25 protein-coding genes are annotated in these 20,808 nt (G+C 60.4%); 9 read left to right on the forward strand and 16 right to left on the reverse strand.

What is annotated here, in order from left to right; all coding sequences use genetic code 11:
• Positions 1–7 precede the first annotated feature (7 nt).
• Positions 8–637 carry a LysE family translocator gene (locus tag JZX88_RS00110; protein ID WP_174030916.1) on the reverse strand — a complete coding sequence of 210 codons (630 nt, stop codon included), beginning with the start codon at positions 635–637 and terminating at the stop codon, positions 8–10.
• A 132-nt stretch (positions 638–769) separates the two neighbouring features.
• Between JZX88_RS00110 and JZX88_RS00115 the strand changes: the two genes are divergently transcribed.
• A complete protein-coding gene (locus JZX88_RS00115) occupies positions 770–1,480 on the forward strand; it encodes a YafY family protein (RefSeq protein WP_206912186.1) in 711 nt (236 codons plus the stop codon).
• Here the strand turns inward: JZX88_RS00115 and JZX88_RS00120 are convergent.
• Positions 1,469–2,314, reverse strand: a complete 846-nt coding sequence (locus JZX88_RS00120; protein ID WP_206912187.1) for a metallophosphoesterase — start codon at positions 2,312–2,314, stop codon at positions 1,469–1,471. The genes JZX88_RS00115 and JZX88_RS00120 overlap by 12 nt on opposite strands.
• Before the next feature lie 119 nt (positions 2,315–2,433).
• Positions 2,434–3,036, reverse strand: coding sequence for a superoxide dismutase (locus tag JZX88_RS00125; protein WP_065115131.1), 603 nt, complete (start codon positions 3,034–3,036; stop codon positions 2,434–2,436).
• 221 nt (positions 3,037–3,257) lie between these two features.
• Here JZX88_RS00125 and JZX88_RS00130 point away from each other — a divergent pair, with 221 nt between their 5' ends.
• Entirely contained in the window at positions 3,258–3,614 is a 357-nt protein-coding gene (locus JZX88_RS00130; protein WP_077767651.1) for a hypothetical protein, read from the forward strand.
• A gap of 4 nt (positions 3,615–3,618) precedes the next feature.
• Here JZX88_RS00130 and JZX88_RS00135 read toward each other — a convergent pair whose 3' ends face one another.
• The gene (locus tag JZX88_RS00135; protein ID WP_206912188.1) at positions 3,619–4,161 is read right to left on the reverse strand and encodes a GNAT family N-acetyltransferase; all 543 of its coding nucleotides are present in this window, start codon (positions 4,159–4,161) and stop codon (positions 3,619–3,621) included.
• Positions 4,162–4,258: 97 nt separating this feature from the next.
• Here JZX88_RS00135 and JZX88_RS00140 point away from each other — a divergent pair, with 97 nt between their 5' ends.
• Entirely contained in the window at positions 4,259–5,140 is an 882-nt protein-coding gene (locus JZX88_RS00140; RefSeq protein ID WP_206912189.1) for a LysR family transcriptional regulator, read from the forward strand.
• An 82-nt stretch (positions 5,141–5,222) separates the two neighbouring features.
• Here JZX88_RS00140 and JZX88_RS00145 read toward each other — a convergent pair whose 3' ends face one another.
• The gene (locus tag JZX88_RS00145; protein WP_206912190.1) at positions 5,223–6,104 is read right to left on the reverse strand and encodes a branched-chain amino acid aminotransferase; all 882 of its coding nucleotides are present in this window, start codon (positions 6,102–6,104) and stop codon (positions 5,223–5,225) included.
• A gap of 338 nt (positions 6,105–6,442) precedes the next feature.
• Between JZX88_RS00145 and tam the strand changes: the two genes are divergently transcribed.
• On the forward strand, positions 6,443–7,213 hold the full coding sequence (gene tam, locus JZX88_RS00150; protein WP_206912191.1) for a trans-aconitate 2-methyltransferase: 771 nt from the start codon (positions 6,443–6,445) through the stop codon (positions 7,211–7,213).
• A gap of 2 nt (positions 7,214–7,215) precedes the next feature.
• Here tam and JZX88_RS00155 read toward each other — a convergent pair whose 3' ends face one another.
• Together JZX88_RS00155 and JZX88_RS00160 are read right to left on the reverse strand one after the other, a co-directional pair.
• Positions 7,216–7,584, reverse strand: coding sequence for a VOC family protein (locus tag JZX88_RS00155; RefSeq protein ID WP_206912193.1), 369 nt, complete (start codon positions 7,582–7,584; stop codon positions 7,216–7,218).
• 48 nt (positions 7,585–7,632) lie between these two features.
• Positions 7,633–8,343, reverse strand: a complete 711-nt coding sequence (locus tag JZX88_RS00160) for a YafY family protein (protein WP_206912195.1) — start codon at positions 8,341–8,343, stop codon at positions 7,633–7,635.
• A 193-nt stretch (positions 8,344–8,536) separates the two neighbouring features.
• On the opposite strand from JZX88_RS00160, the gene JZX88_RS00165 reads away from it, so the two are divergent.
• Together JZX88_RS00165 and JZX88_RS00170 are read left to right on the forward strand one after the other, a co-directional pair.
• Positions 8,537–9,463, forward strand: coding sequence for a bestrophin family protein (locus JZX88_RS00165; RefSeq protein WP_206912197.1), 927 nt, complete (start codon positions 8,537–8,539; stop codon positions 9,461–9,463).
• A 110-nt stretch (positions 9,464–9,573) separates the two neighbouring features.
• Positions 9,574–10,401, forward strand: a complete 828-nt coding sequence (locus tag JZX88_RS00170; protein ID WP_206912198.1) for an aldo/keto reductase — start codon at positions 9,574–9,576, stop codon at positions 10,399–10,401.
• 24 nt (positions 10,402–10,425) lie between these two features.
• Here JZX88_RS00170 and JZX88_RS00175 read toward each other — a convergent pair whose 3' ends face one another.
• From JZX88_RS00175 to JZX88_RS00185, 3 genes are all read right to left on the reverse strand, one after another.
• Entirely contained in the window at positions 10,426–11,037 is a 612-nt protein-coding gene (locus JZX88_RS00175; protein WP_110757411.1) for a LysE family translocator, read from the reverse strand.
• Positions 11,038–11,329: 292 nt separating this feature from the next.
• Positions 11,330–12,136: an AraC family transcriptional regulator gene (locus JZX88_RS00180; protein ID WP_206912199.1), complete on the reverse strand. Its 807-nt coding sequence runs from the start codon at positions 12,134–12,136 to the stop codon at positions 11,330–11,332.
• 70 nt (positions 12,137–12,206) lie between these two features.
• Complete coding sequence (locus JZX88_RS00185; protein ID WP_206912200.1) at positions 12,207–12,965, reverse strand: SDR family oxidoreductase; 759 nt, start codon at positions 12,963–12,965, stop codon at positions 12,207–12,209.
• A gap of 103 nt (positions 12,966–13,068) precedes the next feature.
• Between JZX88_RS00185 and JZX88_RS00190 the strand changes: the two genes are divergently transcribed.
• On the forward strand, positions 13,069–13,500 hold the full coding sequence (locus JZX88_RS00190; protein ID WP_206912201.1) for a helix-turn-helix domain-containing protein: 432 nt from the start codon (positions 13,069–13,071) through the stop codon (positions 13,498–13,500).
• 7 nt (positions 13,501–13,507) lie between these two features.
• Here JZX88_RS00190 and JZX88_RS00195 read toward each other — a convergent pair whose 3' ends face one another.
• On the reverse strand, positions 13,508–13,906 hold the full coding sequence (locus tag JZX88_RS00195; RefSeq protein WP_065115117.1) for a DUF937 domain-containing protein: 399 nt from the start codon (positions 13,904–13,906) through the stop codon (positions 13,508–13,510).
• 313 nt (positions 13,907–14,219) lie between these two features.
• Between JZX88_RS00195 and JZX88_RS00200 the strand changes: the two genes are divergently transcribed.
• A complete protein-coding gene (locus JZX88_RS00200) occupies positions 14,220–15,791 on the forward strand; it encodes a helicase HerA-like C-terminal domain-containing protein (RefSeq protein WP_142855457.1) in 1,572 nt (523 codons plus the stop codon).
• Between the two features lie 12 nt (positions 15,792–15,803).
• On the opposite strand, the gene JZX88_RS00205 is transcribed toward JZX88_RS00200, so the two are convergent.
• Positions 15,804–16,097 carry an XRE family transcriptional regulator gene (locus tag JZX88_RS00205; RefSeq protein WP_110757401.1) on the reverse strand — a complete coding sequence of 98 codons (294 nt, stop codon included), beginning with the start codon at positions 16,095–16,097 and terminating at the stop codon, positions 15,804–15,806.
• Complete coding sequence (locus JZX88_RS00210) at positions 16,094–16,471, reverse strand: type II toxin-antitoxin system RelE/ParE family toxin (protein ID WP_065115114.1); 378 nt, start codon at positions 16,469–16,471, stop codon at positions 16,094–16,096. The genes JZX88_RS00205 and JZX88_RS00210 overlap by 4 nt, the downstream gene beginning before the upstream one ends.
• A gap of 507 nt (positions 16,472–16,978) precedes the next feature.
• Between JZX88_RS00210 and JZX88_RS00215 the strand changes: the two genes are divergently transcribed.
• Positions 16,979–18,493 (forward strand): ABC-F family ATP-binding cassette domain-containing protein, encoded by a 1,515-nt coding sequence (locus tag JZX88_RS00215; RefSeq protein ID WP_206912202.1) that lies wholly within the window; start codon positions 16,979–16,981, stop codon positions 18,491–18,493.
• Between the two features lie 57 nt (positions 18,494–18,550).
• Here JZX88_RS00215 and JZX88_RS00220 read toward each other — a convergent pair whose 3' ends face one another.
• From JZX88_RS00220 to JZX88_RS00230, 3 genes are all read right to left on the reverse strand, one after another.
• Complete coding sequence (locus tag JZX88_RS00220; protein WP_065115112.1) at positions 18,551–19,330, reverse strand: VOC family protein; 780 nt, start codon at positions 19,328–19,330, stop codon at positions 18,551–18,553.
• An 85-nt stretch (positions 19,331–19,415) separates the two neighbouring features.
• On the reverse strand, positions 19,416–19,910 hold the full coding sequence (locus JZX88_RS00225; protein ID WP_065115111.1) for a DUF1579 domain-containing protein: 495 nt from the start codon (positions 19,908–19,910) through the stop codon (positions 19,416–19,418).
• A 27-nt stretch (positions 19,911–19,937) separates the two neighbouring features.
• Positions 19,938–20,666: a thioredoxin family protein gene (locus tag JZX88_RS00230; protein WP_110757395.1), complete on the reverse strand. Its 729-nt coding sequence runs from the start codon at positions 20,664–20,666 to the stop codon at positions 19,938–19,940.
• Positions 20,667–20,808: the final 142 nt, after the last annotated feature.

Below are 20,808 nucleotides of genomic sequence, written 5' to 3' on the forward strand. Positions count from 1 at the left end.
CAGAAGTCTAGGACAGGGCTTCCCAAAGTGTCAGCAGGGCTGCGGCAATCAGCATGAAACCGGCGGCGCGGCCGATGAAGATCGTGGCGCCGGGCGAGGACACCAGCCATTGCCGGCTTTTATCCGCCGTCAGCGCCAGCGTGCCATAGACGGTAAACTGCGTCACCGCCACCATCGCGCCCATGACCATCCCCTGCATCCAGATCGGGCCATAGGCCGGTTTTAGGAATTGCGGATAGATGGCCATCATGAACAGATAGGCCTTCGGGTTGGAAAGGCAGGTCAGCACCGCCCGCCAGAACGCCTTTCTCACAGAGGCGCTCGCCTGCGCCTCCTCGCCATTCACCACGATGGCGCTGCGCATCAGGCCGATGCCGATCCAGACCATATAGGCAGCGCCGGCAATGAGAAGCGGCAGGAACAGCGACGGCATCCAGGCGGCGAGCAGGCCAACGCCGGCCGCGCCATAAAGCGAATGCACGATGCCGCCGGCGCTCATGCCGCTTGCGGCGGAAAGGCCGGTTCTCTTGCCGCCCGTCAGCGCGCTTGCCAGCACGAACAGCATGTCCATGCCCGGCAGGATGATGATGCCGAACAGGACCAGAAAGAAAAGCCAGAGATTTTCGGCGTAACTCATGTCAGTATCTCCCAGGACGGTTCATGGCACATTCGGGAAAGTGCATGTTTCTCAATGTGTTTTGTCCTTTATAGGAAAAGCCAACTGACAGCGTTGTGTCAGTTGCGTGGGGAGCCACAGGGAAAAGCGGCAATGCGCAAGGCTTCGAGACTGTTCGAGATCATCCAGATCCTGCGGCTGGCGCGTCGGCCCGTTACCGCCCAGACGATTGCCGAAAAGCTGGAGGTGACGGCCCGTTCGGTCTATCGCGACATAGCCGCCCTCCAGACCATGCGCGTGCCCATCGAAGGCGAGCGCGGCGTCGGTTATATTCTGCGCCCCGGCTTCAGCCTGCCGCCGCTGATGTTTTCCATCGAAGAGACCGAGGCGATCGTGCTCGCACTCGCCATGGTCGGCCGCTCCAGTGATACCGAATTGCGGCAGGCAGCGAAAAAGGCGAGCGACAAGATTGCCGCCTCCCTGCCCGAACCCCTGTCCAAAACCCTGTCGGCCAATGCCCTGCATGCCTGGGGCAGCATCGCGCCAGCACCTGTCGGCATCGACCTTGCCACAGTCAGGCGCGCGGTGCGCGACGAGGAAAGACTGGAAATCCGCTATCGGGATGAAAGCGGCGCGCAGACGGAACGGCGGATTCGGCCGATTGCCGTGATCTATTATTCGGAAACGGTGAATATCGTCGGCTGGTGCGAATTACGGCAGGCGATCCGCAACTTCCGCTCTGACCGGGTTTTGACCTGCGAAAGCACCGGCAGCTTTTTCAAGCTGGAAGGTGAAAAGCTGCGGCAGTTGTGGATGAGCGGCTGGCAGAGCAACCAGCCGGGCAATCCATCCTCACAGCCGTAAGAGGCGATCCTCCTCGCGCCCGAAACCGCGAATGACGATCCGGTCTTCGAAAACATCGGCGATGGCGAAGGTGTTCTGGTCGGGCGTATCCACCATGCCCTTGAAATTGACGAAGTGGGTGTTGCCCAGCACACCGTAATTGCCTTCGTGATTATGGCCATTGAACCATGCGACGGCCGACGCATGGGCGCCGAGAAGGTCGAGAATGCGCGGCGCATCCCACATGTTATGAGCGTTTTGCGGATAAAGCGGATAGTGGCACAGCACGATCACTTTTTCGCCCGCCGCATCCGCCGTTTGCAGGACGTTTCGCAGCCATTCGAACTGCTCGTCGCTCAGCGATGCATTCCAGTCCTGCGCATTGATCGCGCCCGCTTCCTGCAGCTGCTTCAGACGCTCCTGCGCAAGTGCACGACGCGGATCGCCGGGCGGCGGGGCGAAGAGACTGACCTCGTTGCCATCGAGCACGGCGAAGCGGACATTGCCGATGGCGAAGTCATGCCAGGGGGCGGGCATGCCAAGGCGGGCATGGATGGCGGTCAGATGTTCAGGTGCAACTGAAAAATCATGATTACCCGGCAACAGGACCGAGGGGTGGCGAAGCCCGTCATAAACGCTGAGGATGGCATCGAAATTGTCGAAGCCACGGTCGATGATGTCGCCGAGCGTCACCACAAAGGCGAGGTCCTCTTCGTTGAAGGCGGCCACCGCTTCGGAGAGCTTTTTGACGCTTTCGGCATAATAACGGCCCATGTCCGGGCGGGGATCGGCATCGGCATATTGGGGATCGGCAACGATGCCGAAGGAGAAGAGAGGCTTGCTTTTTTCAGTCATGATGCGCCGCGATAAACCCGGCTGATGACAGGCTTGTGACAAGCGGCCGGAACGGCATGCCCCAAAAGCAGAACACCCGGCACAAAGGCCGGGTGTTCAAAAAATTCCGTTCGCCAAGCTTACTTGGCAGCGGCTTCGTAACGCTCCAGGACGTAGTCCCAGTTGATGAGGTTATCAACGAAGGCTTCGAGGTACTTCGGACGCAGGTTGCGGTAGTCGATGTAGTAGGAGTGCTCCCAGACGTCGACACCGAGGATCGGCTCTGCACCGTGAACCAGCGGGTTTTCGCCGTTTGCGGTCTTGGAGATTTCGAGCTTGCCGTTCTTGACGGAAACCCATGCCCAGCCGGAGCCGAACTGGGTGGTGCCGGCGGCGATGAAATCAGCCTTGAACTTGTCGTAGCCACCGAGATCGGAAGCAATCGCCTGCTCGAGCTTGCCCGGCAGCTTGTTGCCGCCGCCGCCCTTCTTCATCCACTTCCAGAAATGAACGTGGTTGTAGTGTTGGGCAGCGTTGTTGAAGAGACCGGCATTGGTGCCAAAGGACTTCTTCACGACTTCTTCGAGCGACAGGTCGGAAAGACCGGCTTCGGCAGCCAGCTTGTTGCCGTTGTCGACATATGCCTTGTGGTGCTTGTCGTGATGGAACTCGAGCGTCTCGCGCGACATGTAGGGTGCAAGCGCGTCGTAGTCGTAGGGGAGTTCAGGAAGTTCGAAGGCCATGGTTTTTACTCCTTTTTGCAGCGGGTTACCGCTCCTAGAAACCGTGTGAGCGGACCATAGGAGCGAAGCTGTGTTTGGGCAACCTGCGAAATATCAAAATGTTCCGACAAAAGAGAAAATTCCTCTCAACCCAGCCGCCACCATATTTGTTTCACAACCCTGGCGTACCGTTTTCCACCCTATCGGTTCGCTCTTGAGCGAGATTGCAGGAAGGAAATTCCATGACCCGCCGCTTCCCACGTCCCATGATCCGCTCCGTCCTTCTCGTCAGCGCCTTTTCATCGCTTGCGCTGCCCGCCGCCGCATCCTCCGATGAGGCGTGGAAGGAATTCGTGGCCGATGTGCAGACCGCCTGCCTTGCGGGCGCCAGGGACATGATCGAGGATGCCAAGGCGGTGGTCGATCCTGTCGGCAGCGAGAATTACGGCCTTGCCATCCTCACCGGCAAGGCGAAGGGCGCGGATGCGACGGTCAGCCACATCTGCGTCTATGACAAGAAGACCAAGGCCGTGGAGCTGGGCAGCGAACTTGCCGGCGATACGCTGAAGGTGGAAATTCCCGGCTCCACGAAGCCCTGATCGGTCAGAAACGGGGCGTGGTATCACCCTCGCCCAGTGATCGTTGCATCAGCACCGTATCGAGCCATTGGCCATGTTTCCAGCCGATGGATTTGAAAGTGCCGACATGCTCGAAACCGGCGGCGCGGTGCACGCCGATCGAGGCGGCGTTGGCGCTGTCACCGATGACGGCAATCATCTGGCGGAAGCCGCGCGCGGTCGCATCCTCAATCAGCGCATCGAGAAGCTTGCGGCCAATGCCCATGCCTTTCATGGCCGGATCGATATAGACGGAATTCTCAACCGCCGCGCCATAGGCCGGGCGCGCACGATATGCGCCGGCATAGGCATATCCGGCTACCTTTCCGCCGACTTCGGCGACGAGATAGGGATAATTGCCTTCCACCAGAAGGCGGCGGCGCTCGGCCATCGTCTCGGCGGCCGGCGGATCGATCTCGAAGCTGGCGCGGCCATAAAGCACGGCATCCCGGTAGATTTCGGTAATGGCTGGAATATCCGCCTCTTCACAGGGGCGGATCAAAGGGCTGGAAACGGTGGAAGGGGTCATTCTTGCTGTCCTGCGGATCATTCACGCCATCATTGTGCATTGCGGCGCGATCAAAATAAAGATTATCTGTCTTATACAAACGATAAGGTTTTCTTTGATGATGGACCTCGATCTGCGGCAGGTGCGCAGCTTCATGGATGTGGCCGATCTCGGCAGTTTTTCCGCCGCCGCCGACAAGGCGGGGCTGACGCAGCCGGCCATCAGCCTGCATATAAGGTTGCTGGAAAAGCAGCTCGGCGTGCGGCTGATCGAAAGGGTCGGCAGGCGGGCGCAGCCGACGGCTGCCGGCCGGGATTTTCTCATCCATGCAAGGCGGATCGCGGAAGAGGTGGCACATGCCATCGAGACGGTTGCGCCGCATCGCAGCGGGGTGACGGGGCGGCTGCGTATCGGCACGGGCGCCACCGCCTGCATCTACCTGCTGCCGCCGGTGCTGGGCAAAATCCGCCAGGCCATGCCGGGTATCGACATCGTCGTACAGACCGGCAATACCCACGATATTTTGCGGCTCCTGGAGGCCAATACCATCGATGCCGCCGTGGTGGCCCTGCCCGCCAGCGGCCGTAGCCTTGATATCAGCGACATCCATCTCGACGAACTGGTCGCGGTTTTTCCACGGGGCACCGGCGAAAAGACACTGAATGCCGAAACATTATCGAGGCAGCCGCTGCTGCTTTATGAGGGCGGCAATACGCGCAGGCTGGTGGATCAATGGTTTGCAGCGAGCGGCCGCACCGTGCAGCCCGCCATGGAACTGGGCAGTGTCGAGGCCATCAAGAAACTGGCGGGTGCAGGACTTGGCCTTGCCATCGTGCCACGCATGGCCATGGAGCATGAAGGTGTGGCATCCGGGCTTGAGTGGCGCTCGCTCGACCCGCCGCTGGAGCGCCGGATCGCGCTGGCGCTCAGGCGCGACAAACATATGACCGCGCCGTTGCGGGCGCTTGCCGCTGCCTTGCCGGATGTGCGGAAACGGTGAGGCCGCTCAGGCTCGCAGTTCAAAATAAAAGCCGCGACAGGTACGGACCCACCGCGGCTTCTGAAAAGGGGGGGCTAACGGCTCAGACGTCTGCGCCGAGACGCGCCCAGTCCATGTAGAGATCCAGCGCCTTGCGCGCCACGGGTCCGGCCTGCAGCTCGCGATCATCGAGCTTTATGACCGGCGACACCTTCGAATAATTGCCCGAGCAGAAGATTTCATCGGCCTCACGGAAATCCTCGACCGACAAGGTCGCCTCGCGAACGTCGAAGCCGGCCTGGCGCAGCAGGCCGATCACCCGCGAACGGGTGATGCCGGCAAGGAAGGTGCGGTTCGGCACCGGGGTGAGGACAACACCGTCCTTGACCATGAAGATGTTGGCGGAGGCCGATTCGGCGACATTGCCGTTCATGTCGCGCATCAGGGCATTGTCGAAACCGCGCGAACGGGCTTCCAGAATGGCGCGGCCGCTATTGGGGTAAAGGCTGCCGGCCTTGGCGTCGGTCATCGCGGTTTCCGGCGAAGGACGGCGCAGCGGCGAAACGGTAAGCGTCAGCGGCTTGCCGGCATCCATCGGCGCTTCGAACAGGCAGAGGGCAAAACGGGTGGAGCTGGCATCCGGCGCCACGACGCTGCCGGGCATGCCGTGTTCGGCCCAGTACATCGGCTTGATATAGATCGCCATCTTGCCGTCGAATTTCTTGACGCCTTCCAGCGCCAGGGCCTCGATCTCTTCCGCCGTCATGGTCGCTTTCATGCCCATATTAACGGCCGAGCGGTTGACGCGCTGGCAATGCAGATCGAGATCGGGCGCCACGCCATCGAACCAGCGCGCGCCGTCAAACACCGTCGAGGCCAGCCACATGGCATGCGAGGTCGGGCCGATGAGCGGCGGGTTGCCGGGCAGCCATTGACCGTCAACATAGGTCCAGGTGGTTGATCGGGGTGCTGTATCGACGCTCATGGTAGGCTCCTGTTTCAAGCGTTTTCGTTCGGTAAAAACGCTCCGTCTTTTTTGTTCTGATGCATTGCCGGATGAAGAGCGCTGCAAGCTCTCAGTCGGGCATGTGCTGGAAATCGGCCGGAGTGAATGCCTCTCGCCTGATGAGGTCAAGTTTTAATTGCCGCGATTTCAGATTTTGATGGAAAATAACAAAGCGACGCCCCGATAAAGATGTTTTATGAGGCGAAACAAAAGGTTGATGAATAGGTTCATCACAATAATTCATGCATCGGATGATGGCGGGGGCATTTCGCCCGTGCGATGCTCCCGGTCTTACAGCTCTCTGGCAGGAGGAAATCATGGCATGGTCCGCCCAGCAATATCTGAAATTCGAAGATGAGCGGACACGTCCCGCCCGGGACCTTCTGGCGCAGGTGCCGCTGGAACGGGTGCTGAACGGCTATGATCTCGGCTGCGGGCCGGGCAATTCCACCGAGCTTCTGACCGACCGCTACGGCGTCAATGTCATCACCGGCATCGACAGCGATGACGACATGCTGGAAAAGGCCGCCGACCGGCTGCCGAATACCCGTTTCGGCAAGGCCGATCTTTCGCAATGGCGGCCGGCCCAGAAGGCCGACCTGCTTTATGCGAACGCGGTTTTCCAATGGGTGCCCGATCATCTTGCCGTTCTTTCGCAATTGATGGATCAGCTGGAAAGCGGCGGGGTTCTGGCGGCGCAGATGCCGGACAATCTGCAGGAACCGACACATCGCGCCATGGAGGACACCGGCGCCAACGGCTCCTGGAAGGATACCTTTGTCGATGGCAGGCTGCGGCGCAAACCCCTGCCCGCGCCATCCGACTATTTCAACGCGCTGGCGCCGAAATCCGCCCGCGTGGATGTGTGGCACACCATCTACAATCACCCGATGAAGGATGCGGAAAGCATCGTCGAATGGGTGAAGGGCACGGGGTTGCGCCCCTATCTCGCCGCCGCCGGTGAGGAAAACCGCGAAGCCTTCCTCAGCGATTATACGCAGCGCATCAAGGCGGCCTATCCGCCGATGGCGGACGGCCGCCTGCTTCTGCGCTTTCCACGGCTGTTTGTGGTGGCGGTGAAGAAGTAGCGTCAGCCCGCGAAGGCATAGACCCTGAGGCGGTGGTTGTCGGGGTCGGTGGCCGTAAACGTGTAGCCGAATTCCATTTTCGCGGGCTGCTGCAGCATGGGGACGCCTCTTGCCTGCCATCCGGCGAAAGTCTCATCCACCTGCGCATCGTTTTCGACACGGAAGGCAAGCTCGCCGCCGCCGCCCGTCACCGATGCCTTCGGCTCCACCGTGTGGCGCGACCAGAGGCCGAGCTTCATGCCGTTCTGAAGAACGAAGAGGGAGAATGTCGGCGAGGATTCGACCGGGTCCGTGCCCAGCAGAGCCTTGTAAAACTCCGTGCTTGCTGGCGGATTGTCGACGTAAAGGATGGTGAAATCGGGGTGGCTCATGGTCGTTCTCCTGTGTTGCTGATGAACGATGTCTAGACCCGCCTGCTGTCAGTTTTTGTCAGCATGATCCTGCCGTCGCCGCTGTTTTTCGCGCTCGCGCCATTCTTTCAGCAATGCCTGCCGGCGGCGGGGATAACGGCTGTCCATCGGCCGGAAAGTTTCGATGCGATCGGCCCGGAAACTGCGAAAATCCTGCCGCGTTTCGCACCATGCCAGCACCACCCGCACCAGATCGAAAAAAGCGAGCGCGAATGGCCAGATCACCCGCTCCGTCAACTCTCCCTTTTCGTCACGATAGGTCATCACGACCTTGCTCTCCTTGCGAATCGTATCGCGAATTTCGGCGAGATCGACGCGGATGGTTGCCACGGCTTGCCCGGGGCCGATGAGAAGCGTGGAATTGTCGAGTTCCTCGCGCAGGGCATCGGGAAGCACGGCGGCGATCTTGACGAGCGCGGCGCGGGCGGCCTCGGCCAGCCCCGCATCGGCACGGCCCGCCACCCAGCGCGAACCCAGCACCAGCGCCTCGATTTCCTGCCCGGAAAACATCAGCGGCGGCAAAAGGAAGCCGGGGCGCAGCACATAACCCACGCCCGCCTCACCCTCGATATCCGCGCCCTGCGCCTGAAGCGTCGCTATATCGCGGTAGAGCGTGCGCAGGCTGACGCCGGTCTGCGCGGCAAGGGCCGCACCGCTGACCGGCATGCGGTGGGAGCGAAGGATCTGCAACAGATCAAGCAACCGTTGTGAGCGTGACATGCGACATTTCCTTCCATGCGCCCATTTTGATCGTGTCGCCGACATTTCGCCGACATCACTCGATGGGGTAACTCCGCCTGCTGCCGGGCGCAACCGCGCAAAAAGGAGTGGACAAGCCCGATGTGCCATCATGTAAATATGCGCGGGGATTTTCGCGTCCCCGCCACCATCACAGGCATCTTGAGTCTCCACCATGATCGTTCGTCCAAAACCGAACCTGCTGCAACTTTTCACCATCCTGCGCGGCTCCATCATCGCCCGCATCTTTCCGCAGGTGCTTGCCGTTTTCCTGCTGTCGACGGTGGTGGTCTGGGCGCACAAGGACCGGCCGGATCTGGTGCCAGCGCTGAATGGCGCGCCATTTTCGCTGCTCGGTATCGCGCTTTCGGTGTTCCTCGGCTTTCGCGCCAATGCCTGTTACGACCGCTGGTGGGAGGCGCGCAAGCAATGGGGCGCGCTGATGACCGTGGCGCGCACGCTGGCACGCCAGAGCACCATGCTGGAGAGCCGGCAGGATATTGCCGATCCCGTTGCCCGCCGGCGGATCATCGATCTTGCAATCGCCTTCTGCCACGCGCTGGTCTCGCATCTGCGCCCCGGTGAAGCGACCGCCACCGCAGCCCGCCTCATTCCCGAGGACATTTCGGAAGCCTATGCCCGCAGCCGCAACAAGCCGGACATGCTGCTGCGCGAAATATCCGATGCTTTGGTTTCCGCCAATGCGAAGGGGCAGATCAGCGATATCCAGCTGCAGATGCTGGATGCCACCGTGCAGCAGATGACGGCCGCGCAGGCATCGTGCGAACGCATTCGCCACACGCCGGTTCCCTTCGGTTATTCGCTGCTGCTTCACCGCACCGCGCATCTCTTCTGCCTGCTGCTGCCGTTCGGTTTCACGGATCTGCTCGGCTGGGCCACGCCTTTCACCAGCACGCTTATCGCCTATACGTTTTTCGGTCTCGATGCCCTGTCCGACGAGCTGGAAGACCCCTTCGGCACCGGCTTCAACGCACTGCCGATCAATGCGCTTGCCACCACCATCGAGATCAATCTGCGCGAGGCGATGGGCGAGACCGATCTGCCGGCCGATCCGCGACCGGTGGATTATGTGCTGATGTGATATCGTCCCGCCGGGTTGAAACCGATTGCGCGGACACCAGTTAATGAAAGACGGCTTCCCGCCCGGCATCCGCCGCCGGCCATGTTTTCAGCAAACAGGAGAGACATCCCATGTATGACGTCAGCGCGAATGGCGCGAATATTCCCGCCCTCGGTTTCGGCACCTTCCGCATTCCGGAAGACGATATCAGGCGCATTCTGCCGGAGGCGCTGAAGCTCGGCTTCCGCCATGTCGATACCGCGCAGATTTACAAGAACGAGGGCGCAGTCGGTGAGGTCATCGCTCAGTCAGGCATTTCCCGGCACGATATTTTCCTGACCACCAAGGTCTGGGTGGACCGCTTCCGCCACGACGATTTTCTCGCTTCCGTCGATGAAAGCCTTGCGAAACTGAAGACCGACTATGTCGATCTGCTGCTGCTGCACTGGCCGAAGAGTGACGTGCCGCTTGCCGAGCGCATGGGCGCGCTGAACGCGGTGCGCAAGGCCGGAAAGGCGCGCAATATCGGCATTTCCAACTTCAACGTGGCGCTGACTGACGAAGCGGTGAAACTGTCCGATACGCCGCTTGCCACCAACCAGATCGAATATCACCCCTATCTCGACCAGACGAAGGTGATTTCGGCCGCACGCAAGCACGGAATGTCGGTGACGGCCTATTATCTGATGGCCGATGGCAAGGTGCCTAACGATCCCGTTCTGAAGGATATCGGCGCGAAACACGGCAAGACCGCTGCGCAGGTGACCCTGCGCTGGGCGGTGCAGCAGCCGGATATCGTGGCGCTTTCCAAGACGGCGACGGAAAGCCGCCTGAAAGAGAATTTCGATGTTTTCGATTTCGCGCTGACGGAAGAGGAAATGCGGGCGATCCACGCGCTTGCCAGGCCGAATGGCCGCATCGTCAGCCCCGGCCACCTCGCGCCCGACTGGGACGACTGAGGCGACGGGGCCATTCGGTCCCGTTTATCGCTCGGTCAGGGCCAGCTTCGCACCCAGCGCCACGAAAGCGGCCGCGAAGCTGCGCCTCAGCCAGGCGAGGACCGCCGGGCGTGATATCACCTGGCGCCGGACCGAGGCGGCAAAGCAGCCATAAAGCGCAAAGACCAGAAACGTCATGGCCATGAAGATCAGCCCGAGATCGACCATGCGCCATGTCGGCAAAGCCTCATCCGGCGCGATGAATTGCGGCAGGAAGGCGAAAAAGAAGATCGACAGTTTCGGGTTCAGCAGATTGATGAGGATCGCCTCGCCGATAACGCGGGCCGCCTTCTGAGGCTCCCTCGTATCGTCGATCTTCAGCGCACCGTCTTCCCGCAGCGTGTTCCACGCCATGTAGAGAAGATAGGCGACCCCCAGATATTTGACGATGCCGAAGGCCAGCGCACTGGTGTGCAGGATGGCGGCAAGCCCGGTGATGGCGGCGAGCAGATGCGGCACGATGCCGAGCGTGCAGCCGAAAGCCGCAATGACGCTCGCCCTCGCCCCCTGCGAAAGACCGGCGGCCAGCGTGTAGACCACGCCGGTTCCGGGAGACGCGGCGACGATGAAGGATGTGATGAGGAATTCGGGTGTCATGGTGTGGGTGTGTCCTGTGGGTGGAGGACGGGAGCATGATGGTGCGTGGGGTGGGTGTCTTGGATGAAATTGCAGGGTTGATGTCCAGAGGCTCCCTCCCCCTCATTCCTGTGCTTGTCACAGGAATCCAGTCGACGCGCGTCTGTGTGGCGGAGGAGTCCTTTCAGCCCAAAGACTTGGGCTGGCTGGATTCCTGTGACAAGCACAGGAATGAGGAAGAGGGGTGCGTCCTGCGCTCCCCTGAAACCCAAGACATGCCGCACGGGACCTTTCGCTTTTGGAGTAACCTGCCCTACGAAAGCGCCGCCCGGTAAACCGCCGGCGTAACCCCGAATTGCCGCACGAAGAACCGGTTCAGATGGCTCTGGTCGGCAAAACCGGCGATGAAGGCCGCTTCGGCGGGCGGTGTGCCTCTGGTCAGCTCATGGCGTGCCACATGCACGCGCCGCTGGAGAAGATAACTGTGCGGTGTCAGGCCGGTCGCTTTGGCGAAGGCCCGCAGGAAGCGGAACTGGCTCATGCCGGCCTCCCCGGCCAGATCGGCAAGGCGGAACGGGTGGGCAGGGTCGTCATCGATGCGGCTTTTCGCCCGCTTTATATTCTCGGGTGCGGCGATTTCGCCCGGCTTCGCCGCCGTCTCCATTGCTGCCGCCAGAAGCATCAGCAAGGTCTCATCGCCATGCAGGGTTTCGCCCGGCCGTTCCTTCGCAGTGACGGCCGAAAAGACAGCGTTGAACCGCTGCGCCAGCGGCCTTGCGTCAACGGGATAGGCAAATTCGAAAGAGCCGTGATCCTTCTCGCAGACATCGGCAATTGCATCGCGAACGATATCGATGTCGAGATAAAGCATCCGCCAGGCGCGGCCGCCCTCTCCAAGCGGAATGCCGTCATGCACCTCGCCGGGATTGACGGTGATGACATGGCCGGCGCCCGCCTCCACCATGCCACGGCCGGAGAGCGATTTCTGCGCGCCGCGTTCGATGAGACCGATGCCGAATTGATCATGCATATGGCGCGGAAAGCAACGATCGCTATCCGCCACCACGGCGGCGACACCGGGCATGCTGGTTTTCGGCATCAGGAACCGGCCTTGGGCCATGAAAGCGCGCGCTCCGCGGGAAAGAGCGCGACGCTATCACAGGATGTCCTTGTGCGACAGACACCTGCACTCAAGGATGCATATGGTTGATCATGGCGAAGACCTGATCGAAATTGCCGTTCTGCGCGGCAAAACGCAGCGGCTTGCAGCGCTCCACCACAACTTCCTTCTCATCCGGGCGGTTCTTGAGGATATCCATAACCTCGGAAATGAAGGCGTCGAGCGGCATGGCCCTTTCGTCATTGGCCTGTCCCTCGCCCATCAGCGTCGTCTGCACATAGGGCGGCACGATTTCGATGACCTCCACCGGCGTCTCCTTCAGCTGCTCCCGAAGCGCGACCGAATAGGCGTGAATGGCCGATTTGGTGGCGCTGTAGGTGGGGGTCAGCACCATGGGCACGAAGGCCAAGCCGGAGGAGACCGTGAGCACGGTAGCGGCGGGCTGCTTGAGGAAATGCGGCAAAAGCGCCGCCGTCAGGCGGATGGGCGCGAGAAGATTGGTGGCAATGGTTTCTTCGGCCGTATCCAGATAATCCGGCGCGGCGGCGATCTCTTCCGGCCGCATGATGCCGGCATTGTTGATGACGGCGTTGAGGCTTGGATGGGCCTTCACCAGAGCTTCGGCAAACGCGCGGATGCCTGCGGCGTCCGTCGCATCCATGACCATCGAGGCCATGCCGGGATTGGCTGCCGTCACCTCGTCGAGCATGGCCTTGCGGCGGCCGGAAATGATGACCCTGTTGCCGGCCTGATGAAACGCTTCCGCCAGCGCCCGGCCGATGCCGGAACCGCCGCCGGTGATGAGAATGGTGTTGCCGGTGATTTTCATTGCAGCATCCTTTGCTTGTTGGCTGAAAGGAAGTTAGCTATGATACTCTCCAATCGAAAGTAGGCACCCAAAAGATTTATACTTACCCAAAGGAGAGTGTAAAATGAAACGGCACGCCGCCGACCCGGCCATCGAGAGCCGGCGCAAGGTTCCGCCGCCCACGGAAACCGATCCGATCATCGAGGCGCTGGTTCAGGACATCATCGCCAAGGTGGCCGACAAATGGACGATGCTCATTCTGGAAGTGCTGGAAGAGCACGGCACGCTGCGCTTCACGCAGATCGGCAAACATGTGGGCAGCATCAGCCAGAAGATGCTGACAAAAACGCTGAGACAGATGGAAAGCGACGGGCTGGTGCGCCGCACCGTGCACCCCGTCATCCCGCCGCATGTGGATTATGATCTCACCCATCTCGGCCGCACGCTGGGCAGCGCCTTTTGCGGCGTGTGGATCTGGGCGGAAACGCACCATGCGGACATAGAAGAGGCGCGGCGGCGGTTCAAAGAACAGCCACCGCGCCCCGCAATGGATTAATGTCGCTTTATGCGAACTGGCTGAGGCCCGGAACCGAGGCGATCACCTGGTCAACGGTCTCGTCACCGGCGTGCTGGCGGGCAACGGCGATGGTTTCCTTGGCGAGCGTGGAAATCTCGCTCATGCCGATGCCCTGGCTCATCAACTGCTGGCCGAGACCCATGATGCCGCCGCCGCCGATCGCGCTCATCAGTCCGCCCAGCAGACCGCCGCCGCCATTGCCGGTGCCCTCGCCGTTATATTGCGCCACGAGATCACTGGCGCCCGGAATGGCTTCGATCATCTTGGCGATCGGGCCGTCGGCCGCTTCGCGCTGGAGAAAACCGAGAATCATGCCAACGGCCTTTTCGGCCAGTTGAGGGTCGATACCTGCCTTCGCGGCGATCTGATCAATGATTTCGTTCATTCTTGCCTCCTGTTGAAAAACGACGCCAACATCGAATAACTGACGTTAACGTCAACGTAAAACAATCTCATGCCGCATTCAAGCGGCCACGGATAGGTGCGGCAACTTTCATCAAGCGCTTTTTATTCATCGCCATCAAGCAGTTGTTGCGCCTCGAAACTGTCCTTATAAGATCATCACAACCAAACTATGAAAAGGCCGCTTCCGCGAGGAAAGGCCACGGAATGCCAGTTACGCTTTTAATTCGGACATGACTTTTGCAAAATCCACTGCGATTTAAGGGTCATGCATCAGCCGCAGGAGAAAATGGTCGATGTTGCAGGACGGACAGCTCTATATCGGCACCAGCCGCAATCCGGACGACAGCCTGAACAAGGGCGAATATCTGGAACTGAAATTCGGCAACCGCCATGGCCTCATCACCGGCGCGACGGGCACGGGCAAGACCGTGACCCTGCAGGTTCTCGCCGAAGGTTTTTCCAAGGCCGGCGTTCCTGTCTTCTGCGCCGATATCAAGGGAGACCTTTCCGGCATCGCGGCCGAGGGCGAAGCGAAAGACTGGGTGCAGAAACGTGCCGAACAGATCGGCTTCACCGATTTTTCTTACGGCAAGTCGCCCGTCATCTTCTGGGATCTCTACGGTGAAAAAGGCCATCGCGTGCGCGCCACCATCGCCGAAATGGGGCCGCTGCTGCTCGCCCGGCTGATGGATGCCTCGGAAGCGCAGGAAGGCGTGCTCAACATCGCCTTCAAGATCGCCGATCAGGGCGGGCTGCCGCTGCTCGATCTCAAAGACCTGCAATCGCTCCTGAACTACATGGGCGAAAATGCAACTGAGCTCTCCAACCAGTTCGGCCTGATTTCCAAGTCCTCGGTCGGCTCGCTGCAGCGCGGGCTGCTGGTTCTCGAACAGCAGGGTGCCGCCAATTTCTTCGGCGAACCGGCGCTGAAGATCGCCGACATCATGCGTGTGGGCACCGATGGTCGCGGCACCATTTCGGTTCTCGCCGCCGACCGGCTGATGATGAACCCGCGCCTTTACGCCACCTTCCTGCTCTGGATGCTCTCGGAACTGTTCGAGGAACTGCCTGAAGTCGGCGATCCGGAAAAGCCGCGCCTGGTGTTCTTCTTCGACGAGGCGCATCTGCTGTTCAACGATGCGCCGAAGGTGCTGGTGGAACGCGTGGAACAGGTTGTGCGGCTTATCCGCTCCAAGGGCGTGGGCGTTTATTTCGTGACGCAGAACCCGCTCGACGTGCCGGAAACCGTTCTTGCCCAGCTCGGCAACCGCGTGCAGCACGCGCTGCGCGCCTATACGCCGCGCGAGCAGAAGGCCGTGCGCACCGCCGCCGACACCTTCCGCCAGAACCCGGCCTTCAACACCGCCGACACCATCACCACGCTCGGCACGGGCGAGGCGCTGATTTCCACCCTGCATGACAAGGGCGCGCCTTCCATCGTGGAACGCACCCTCGTGCGCCCGCCATCGGGCCGCGTCGGGCCGCTCACCGATGCGGAGCGCAAGTCTCTGATCGATGTGAGCCCCGTCGCCGGCCAATATGACAAGGATATCGACCGGGAATCCGCCTTCGAAATCCTCGCCGCCCGCGCCCAGAAGGTGGCGGAAGCCGAGGCCGCCAAGCGCGCGGAAGAGGAAAATGCCGCCAACCAGTCCGACAACGCCTCCGGACGCTGGCGCCTGCCCGGCTTCGGCGACGAAGAGCCCGCACCGGCCTCCACCGGCTCGCGCAATGGCGGCACACGCAAGACCGGCTACCAGCGCGAAACGGTGATCGAGGCGGCGATGAAAAGTGCCGCCCGCTCGGTCGCGACCTCAGTGGGACGCGCGATCGTGCGCGGGATTTTGGGTAGTTTGAAGCGGTAACGGCTAAAGCGGCTAGGCGTCGACAAGCTCGATCCTCAGCTTTTTACCCACTGAACGGGCCGCTCGCTCGAGCGTATCGAGCGAGACGGCGACATTGTGAGGATCGAGTATTCTTTCGACCTGGGTACGGCTGGTACCCATTCTCGCAGCCATTTCGGACTTGGTGAGCGATTGCTTCTTTCTGGCCTCTTCGATCTGCCATGCCAAAACTCGCTTGATCGCCTCGCCATAGATTTCTTCTTTTTCGCCAAGCCCATCAAGGAAATCTTCAAGGGTACCGCCGACAGAAGGTTTCGCATCGCTCATTTCTTTTTCCCTTTATCGATCTTTTTCAATCGCCTGGATCGCTCCTGATGCTCTTTCCAACGCTTGATCGCCAGTTTGATCGCATCCTGTTGGCCATCCTTGCCTTCTTCCCCGTGAAGCAGGAGCATTATCCCGCCATCAACTCCAAAATAGGTTCTGGCTTCAACCTTTCCATTTTTGACGCTGGAACGGACTTCACGAACACCATCCCTAATGGGCCTGCAAATGGGCATTCCAATTGGCCAACCGAACTCAACGGTCGCAATGTCAGACCCGATCATGCGGCGGTCGTCCTTATCGAGTGACATAAGCCAGTCTTTAACAGGCTCCGCTCCCTCGTCCGTCGCGAAGAATGTCGCCACGATGCGCTTCATTTGAAATCCTTGTACCGTATAAGGTTCAATTTGACAAAGCAATTATTTAGAAAACATGTAATCGCGGCTTCACCCGCGCCCCTCTTATGGGCTGTCAATTTATCTGCCAACGGCGACAATCTGACCAGTTGAGTATCTTTTTTGGTGGCCAGCGGATTGTTCCGAGGATTTCTCTGCCGCCCCATCATCCCGACCGACGGCAAAACCCATTGCCTCCCATCCCCGCCGCTGCTAATCATCAAACAGTTCAACCCGTATCGGAAAGGAGGCTTCGCATGGATATTTCCTGCTTTTGGCGCTATCGCCAGATTCGCCACCTTTCTGCCCTGCAGATACGTTTGCAGGGCTGACCGGACGGACGACATCTCTGGTTTGCCCTAAAGGCCGCGCGGAACGCAGCTAGTCTGCCATCGCGCATATTTCATTACGGATCATCGCGAACCGGTCGCCTTGCCCGCATGGCGCAGGCGAGCCTTCGTCGATGGCCCGTGCCGCCAGAGATAAATCATGACTCTTGTTACGCTTCGAAACCTCGGAATCATTCTGGGCAAACCGCTTTTTTCCGGTCTCAGCCTCACCATCCATGCGGGAGACCGCATCGGCATCGTCGCCGCGAATGGCTGCGGCAAATCCACCCTGCTCAATTGCCTTGCTGGCGAACTGGATGCCACCAGCGGTGATATCACCCGGCAGCGCGGATTGACGCAGTCCATCGTCCACCAGCATCTGCCCCCGGCCCTTCTGGAAAAGACCATGCGCGACGCGGTGCTGTCCGCCCTGCCGGCGGATGTGATCGACAGCGACAGCTGGCGCGCCGACATCATCCTCGACGACATGGCCGTGCCGGAAAGCTATCGCCATCGCCCGCTGCAGGCGCTGAGCGGCGGCTGGCAGCGGCTCGCCATGCTGGCACGGGCATGGATCACCGAGCCGGATATTCTCCTGCTCGACGAACCGACCAACCATCTCGACCTCGAAAAAATCAGGGTGCTGGAAGGGTTTCTCCAACAATTGCCGCGCGATACGGCGGTGGTCATCGTCAGCCATGACCGCGCCTTTCTCGACAACGTCACCAGATCCACGCTGTTCCTGCGGCCGGACAATTCCTCATTCTTCCGGCTGCCCTATGGCCATGCGCGGGCGGCGCTCGAGGAAGAGGACGCGGCCGATGAGCGGCGCTTCGAGCGCGACATGAAGACGGTGCAGCAATTGCGCCGGCAGGCGGCGAAGCTCAACAATATCGGCATCAATTCGGGCAGCGATCTTCTGACCGTCAAGACCAGGCAGTTGCGCGAGCGCGCCGAGAAGCTGGAGGAAAAAGCGCGTCCCGCCCATCAGGAACGATCCGCCGGAAAGATCCAGCTCGCCAATCGCGGCACACATGCCAAGGTTCTGGTGACGCTGGAGGACATTCCCGTTTCGACGCCCGATGGCGCCCTGCTGTTGCGCACCGGCCGGCAGTTCATCCGCCAGGGCGACCGCATCGTCATTCTTGGCCGTAACGGCGTCGGCAAGACGCGGCTGATCTCGCTCCTGAAGGCGGCGGTAGCCGCCGACGGCGAGGTGGTGGAGGGCATCAGGGCCACGCCCTCGCTGGTGGCCGGATATATCGACCAGTCGCTTGCCGAAATCGACGACAGGCGCACGCCACTTGCGCTCATCACGCACCGCTTCGACATTGGCGACCAGCGCGCGCATGGTTTGCTGGCGGGTGCGGGCATCGATATGGAAATGCAGAAACGACGCATCGCATCGCTCTCCGGCGGGCAGAAAGCGCGGCTTGCCATGCTGGTGTTGCGCCTGACCGAGCCGAACTTCTATCTGCTGGACGAGCCGACCAACCATCTCGACATCGAGGGGCAGGAAGCGCTGGAGGCGGAAATCACCGGCAGGCAGGCGAGCTGCGTGCTCGTCTCCCACGACCGGAGCTTCGTGCGGGCGGTCGGAACCCGTTTCTGGCTGATCGACAAACGCCGGCTGGTGGAAGTGGATGATCCGGAAGCGTTTTTCGCCTCGGCCTGACGTTTTGCGAAACGATTGCCCCTCCCGCCGGCCGAATGGCGGGAGGGGCCAATATTCTTATTTCTTCTGCGACACCAGCGAGAAATAAGCACCCTGCGGATCCATACAGTTGACGATCCAGCTTTCGCCGGGAACCTCCATCGGGCCGTTGACGATCTTGCCGCCGCCGGTACTGACACGCGTGACGGCATCCTCGATGCCATCGACGTTGAAATAATAACCCCAGTGGCAGACCGGGACTTCCGGCATGCGTTTCATCATGCCGCCAACGCCCTTGCCGTTATGGGCGAAGATACGATACGGGCCCATCTCGCCCATGTCGAAATCATGGTCCCTGGTCCAGCCGAACACGTCGGCGTAAAAGGCCATGGCTTCATCGACATTGTCGGTGAAGAGTTCGTACCAGCCGACATGGCCCTGTTTGGCCTGCATATCCTCGGGGAAACCGCCGGTTTCCATCGGCAGCGGCGTCATGATGCACAGGACCGCGCCGAAGGGATCGGCCACCACGGCAAAACGGCCGATTTCGGGAATATCCTCTGGCGGGCGCCTGATCGCGCCGCCCTTTGCCGCAAATTGTTCCGCCGTTGCATCCACGTCATCGACGTCGACATAGGCGGTCCAGTTCGGCGGAATGCCCGCGCCCTTGTGCTCCTCGGTCAGCTCCATCACGCCGCCCATGCCTTTGCCGTCAGCCTCCAGCACGAGATAGGGCATTTCCGGCGAACCGAAATCCTTGGTCTGCCAGCCGATGACATGGCCATAAAAGCGGGCGGCAGCTTCCATGTCAGGCGTCATCAGTTCGACCCAGATGAATTTTCCATGTGTATCCGACATTGTCTTCTCCTTGGGAGATGGGGCGTCTGTGTTTGCGGGATCGCCCGCCGCGGGGTGCGGCGGCGCTTTTTGCTTCCGGCAGGCTTTATGCCTTGCGCCGGAATTCCGATGTCATGAAGGTCTTGAATGTGCCGTCCGGCTGGCGGACGCTGCCGGAAAAGCTGCGGTGATTGTCGTCATGCAGCACCAGAACGTCGTGATAGGTGTCGATGCGGCCGGAACCGTCGAAGGCCGGGCCTTCGGCTTCCAGTGTCAGGGTCTTGCCGTCCTCTTCCAGCCAGCCCCGATAGACCCAGAGATTGGTCATCATCGACCCTATCCAGGTTCCGACGAAATTACCCTTGGCCGGATCGAAACCGACCGTGATCACGGCCGTCATCTGGTCGCCATCGGGCATCCTGCCGGTACCTTCACCGACGATCCACAACCCGCCGATGGAACGGACCGTCTCGGTGAATCGCTGCGAGGGATCGTTGGCGTCATAACAATCATGGCCCGAACTGGCGGTCATGACCCAGTCGCCGACGATCCTCGACAGGAACTCGTGTTCCTTCTGCGGCTTGGCGCTTTCCATTTCCATTGTCGTCTCCTCCTCGTCTGTCTGTTTTCAGTGGCAGCAGGATGCGGCTTTCGGCGCGTCCTCATATTGGTCGTGCCGGCGCACCCAATCCATTACACCGTCTTCATTACGGCCTTTTGGCACCAGATCGAGCAGCATCAACGTGCCGAGCGCCTGTTCCATGCCGCGGGCATAGGCCGAGTAGGTGTGATAAATCTTGCCATCTTCGCCCTTGGCGAAAATGCTGACGCCGTGCAGATCCTTCAGATCGCCCATCGGTTCGATTTCACGGTAATTATAGGTGATGGCCCCGCCCTTGATATCCTCATCACGGAAGGAAGCCTGATAATCATAATTGAAATCGCTGTCCGCTGCGGAAACCCACGGGAACTTCCAGCCCATGCGGTTTCTATAGGCTTCGATCTTTTCAAGCGGCGCGCGGGAAACCGCGACGAAACCCGCATCGCCATGTTTCAGATGGATCATCGCGCCATCGACATGGTCGGCGAAAAAGGAACAGCCGGTGCAGCCCTCCTCCCAGTCAGGCGCCAGCATGAAGTGATAAACGATGAGCTGGCTGCAATCGCCGAACAGTTCCTTCAGCGATTTCGGGCCGGAAGGCGCGTCGAAAATATAGTCCTTCGTCACCTCTTCCCAGGGCAATGCACGCCGGGCTTCGTTCAGCCTGTCGCGGGCGCGGGTCAGTTCCTTTTCCTTCACCAGCAGATCGCGGCGGGCCGCAAGCCACTCCTCTTTCGAAACGACGGGATGAGACATGATCTTTCCTCCTTGGATCCGTCTTTCACCACGGCACCACCCCGCTCCACCGGAGGGCACCGCCTATTTCTGTATTGAAAGTCAGTTAAACCATCAGCGGAGCATCAAGTTCCGCTTGACTAATTAGGTTGATATCAACATA

It is taken from the genome of Agrobacterium sp. OT33 (assembly GCF_017313365.1).
In the GTDB taxonomy this organism is placed as follows: domain Bacteria; phylum Pseudomonadota; class Alphaproteobacteria; order Rhizobiales; family Rhizobiaceae; genus Agrobacterium; species Agrobacterium rhizogenes_A.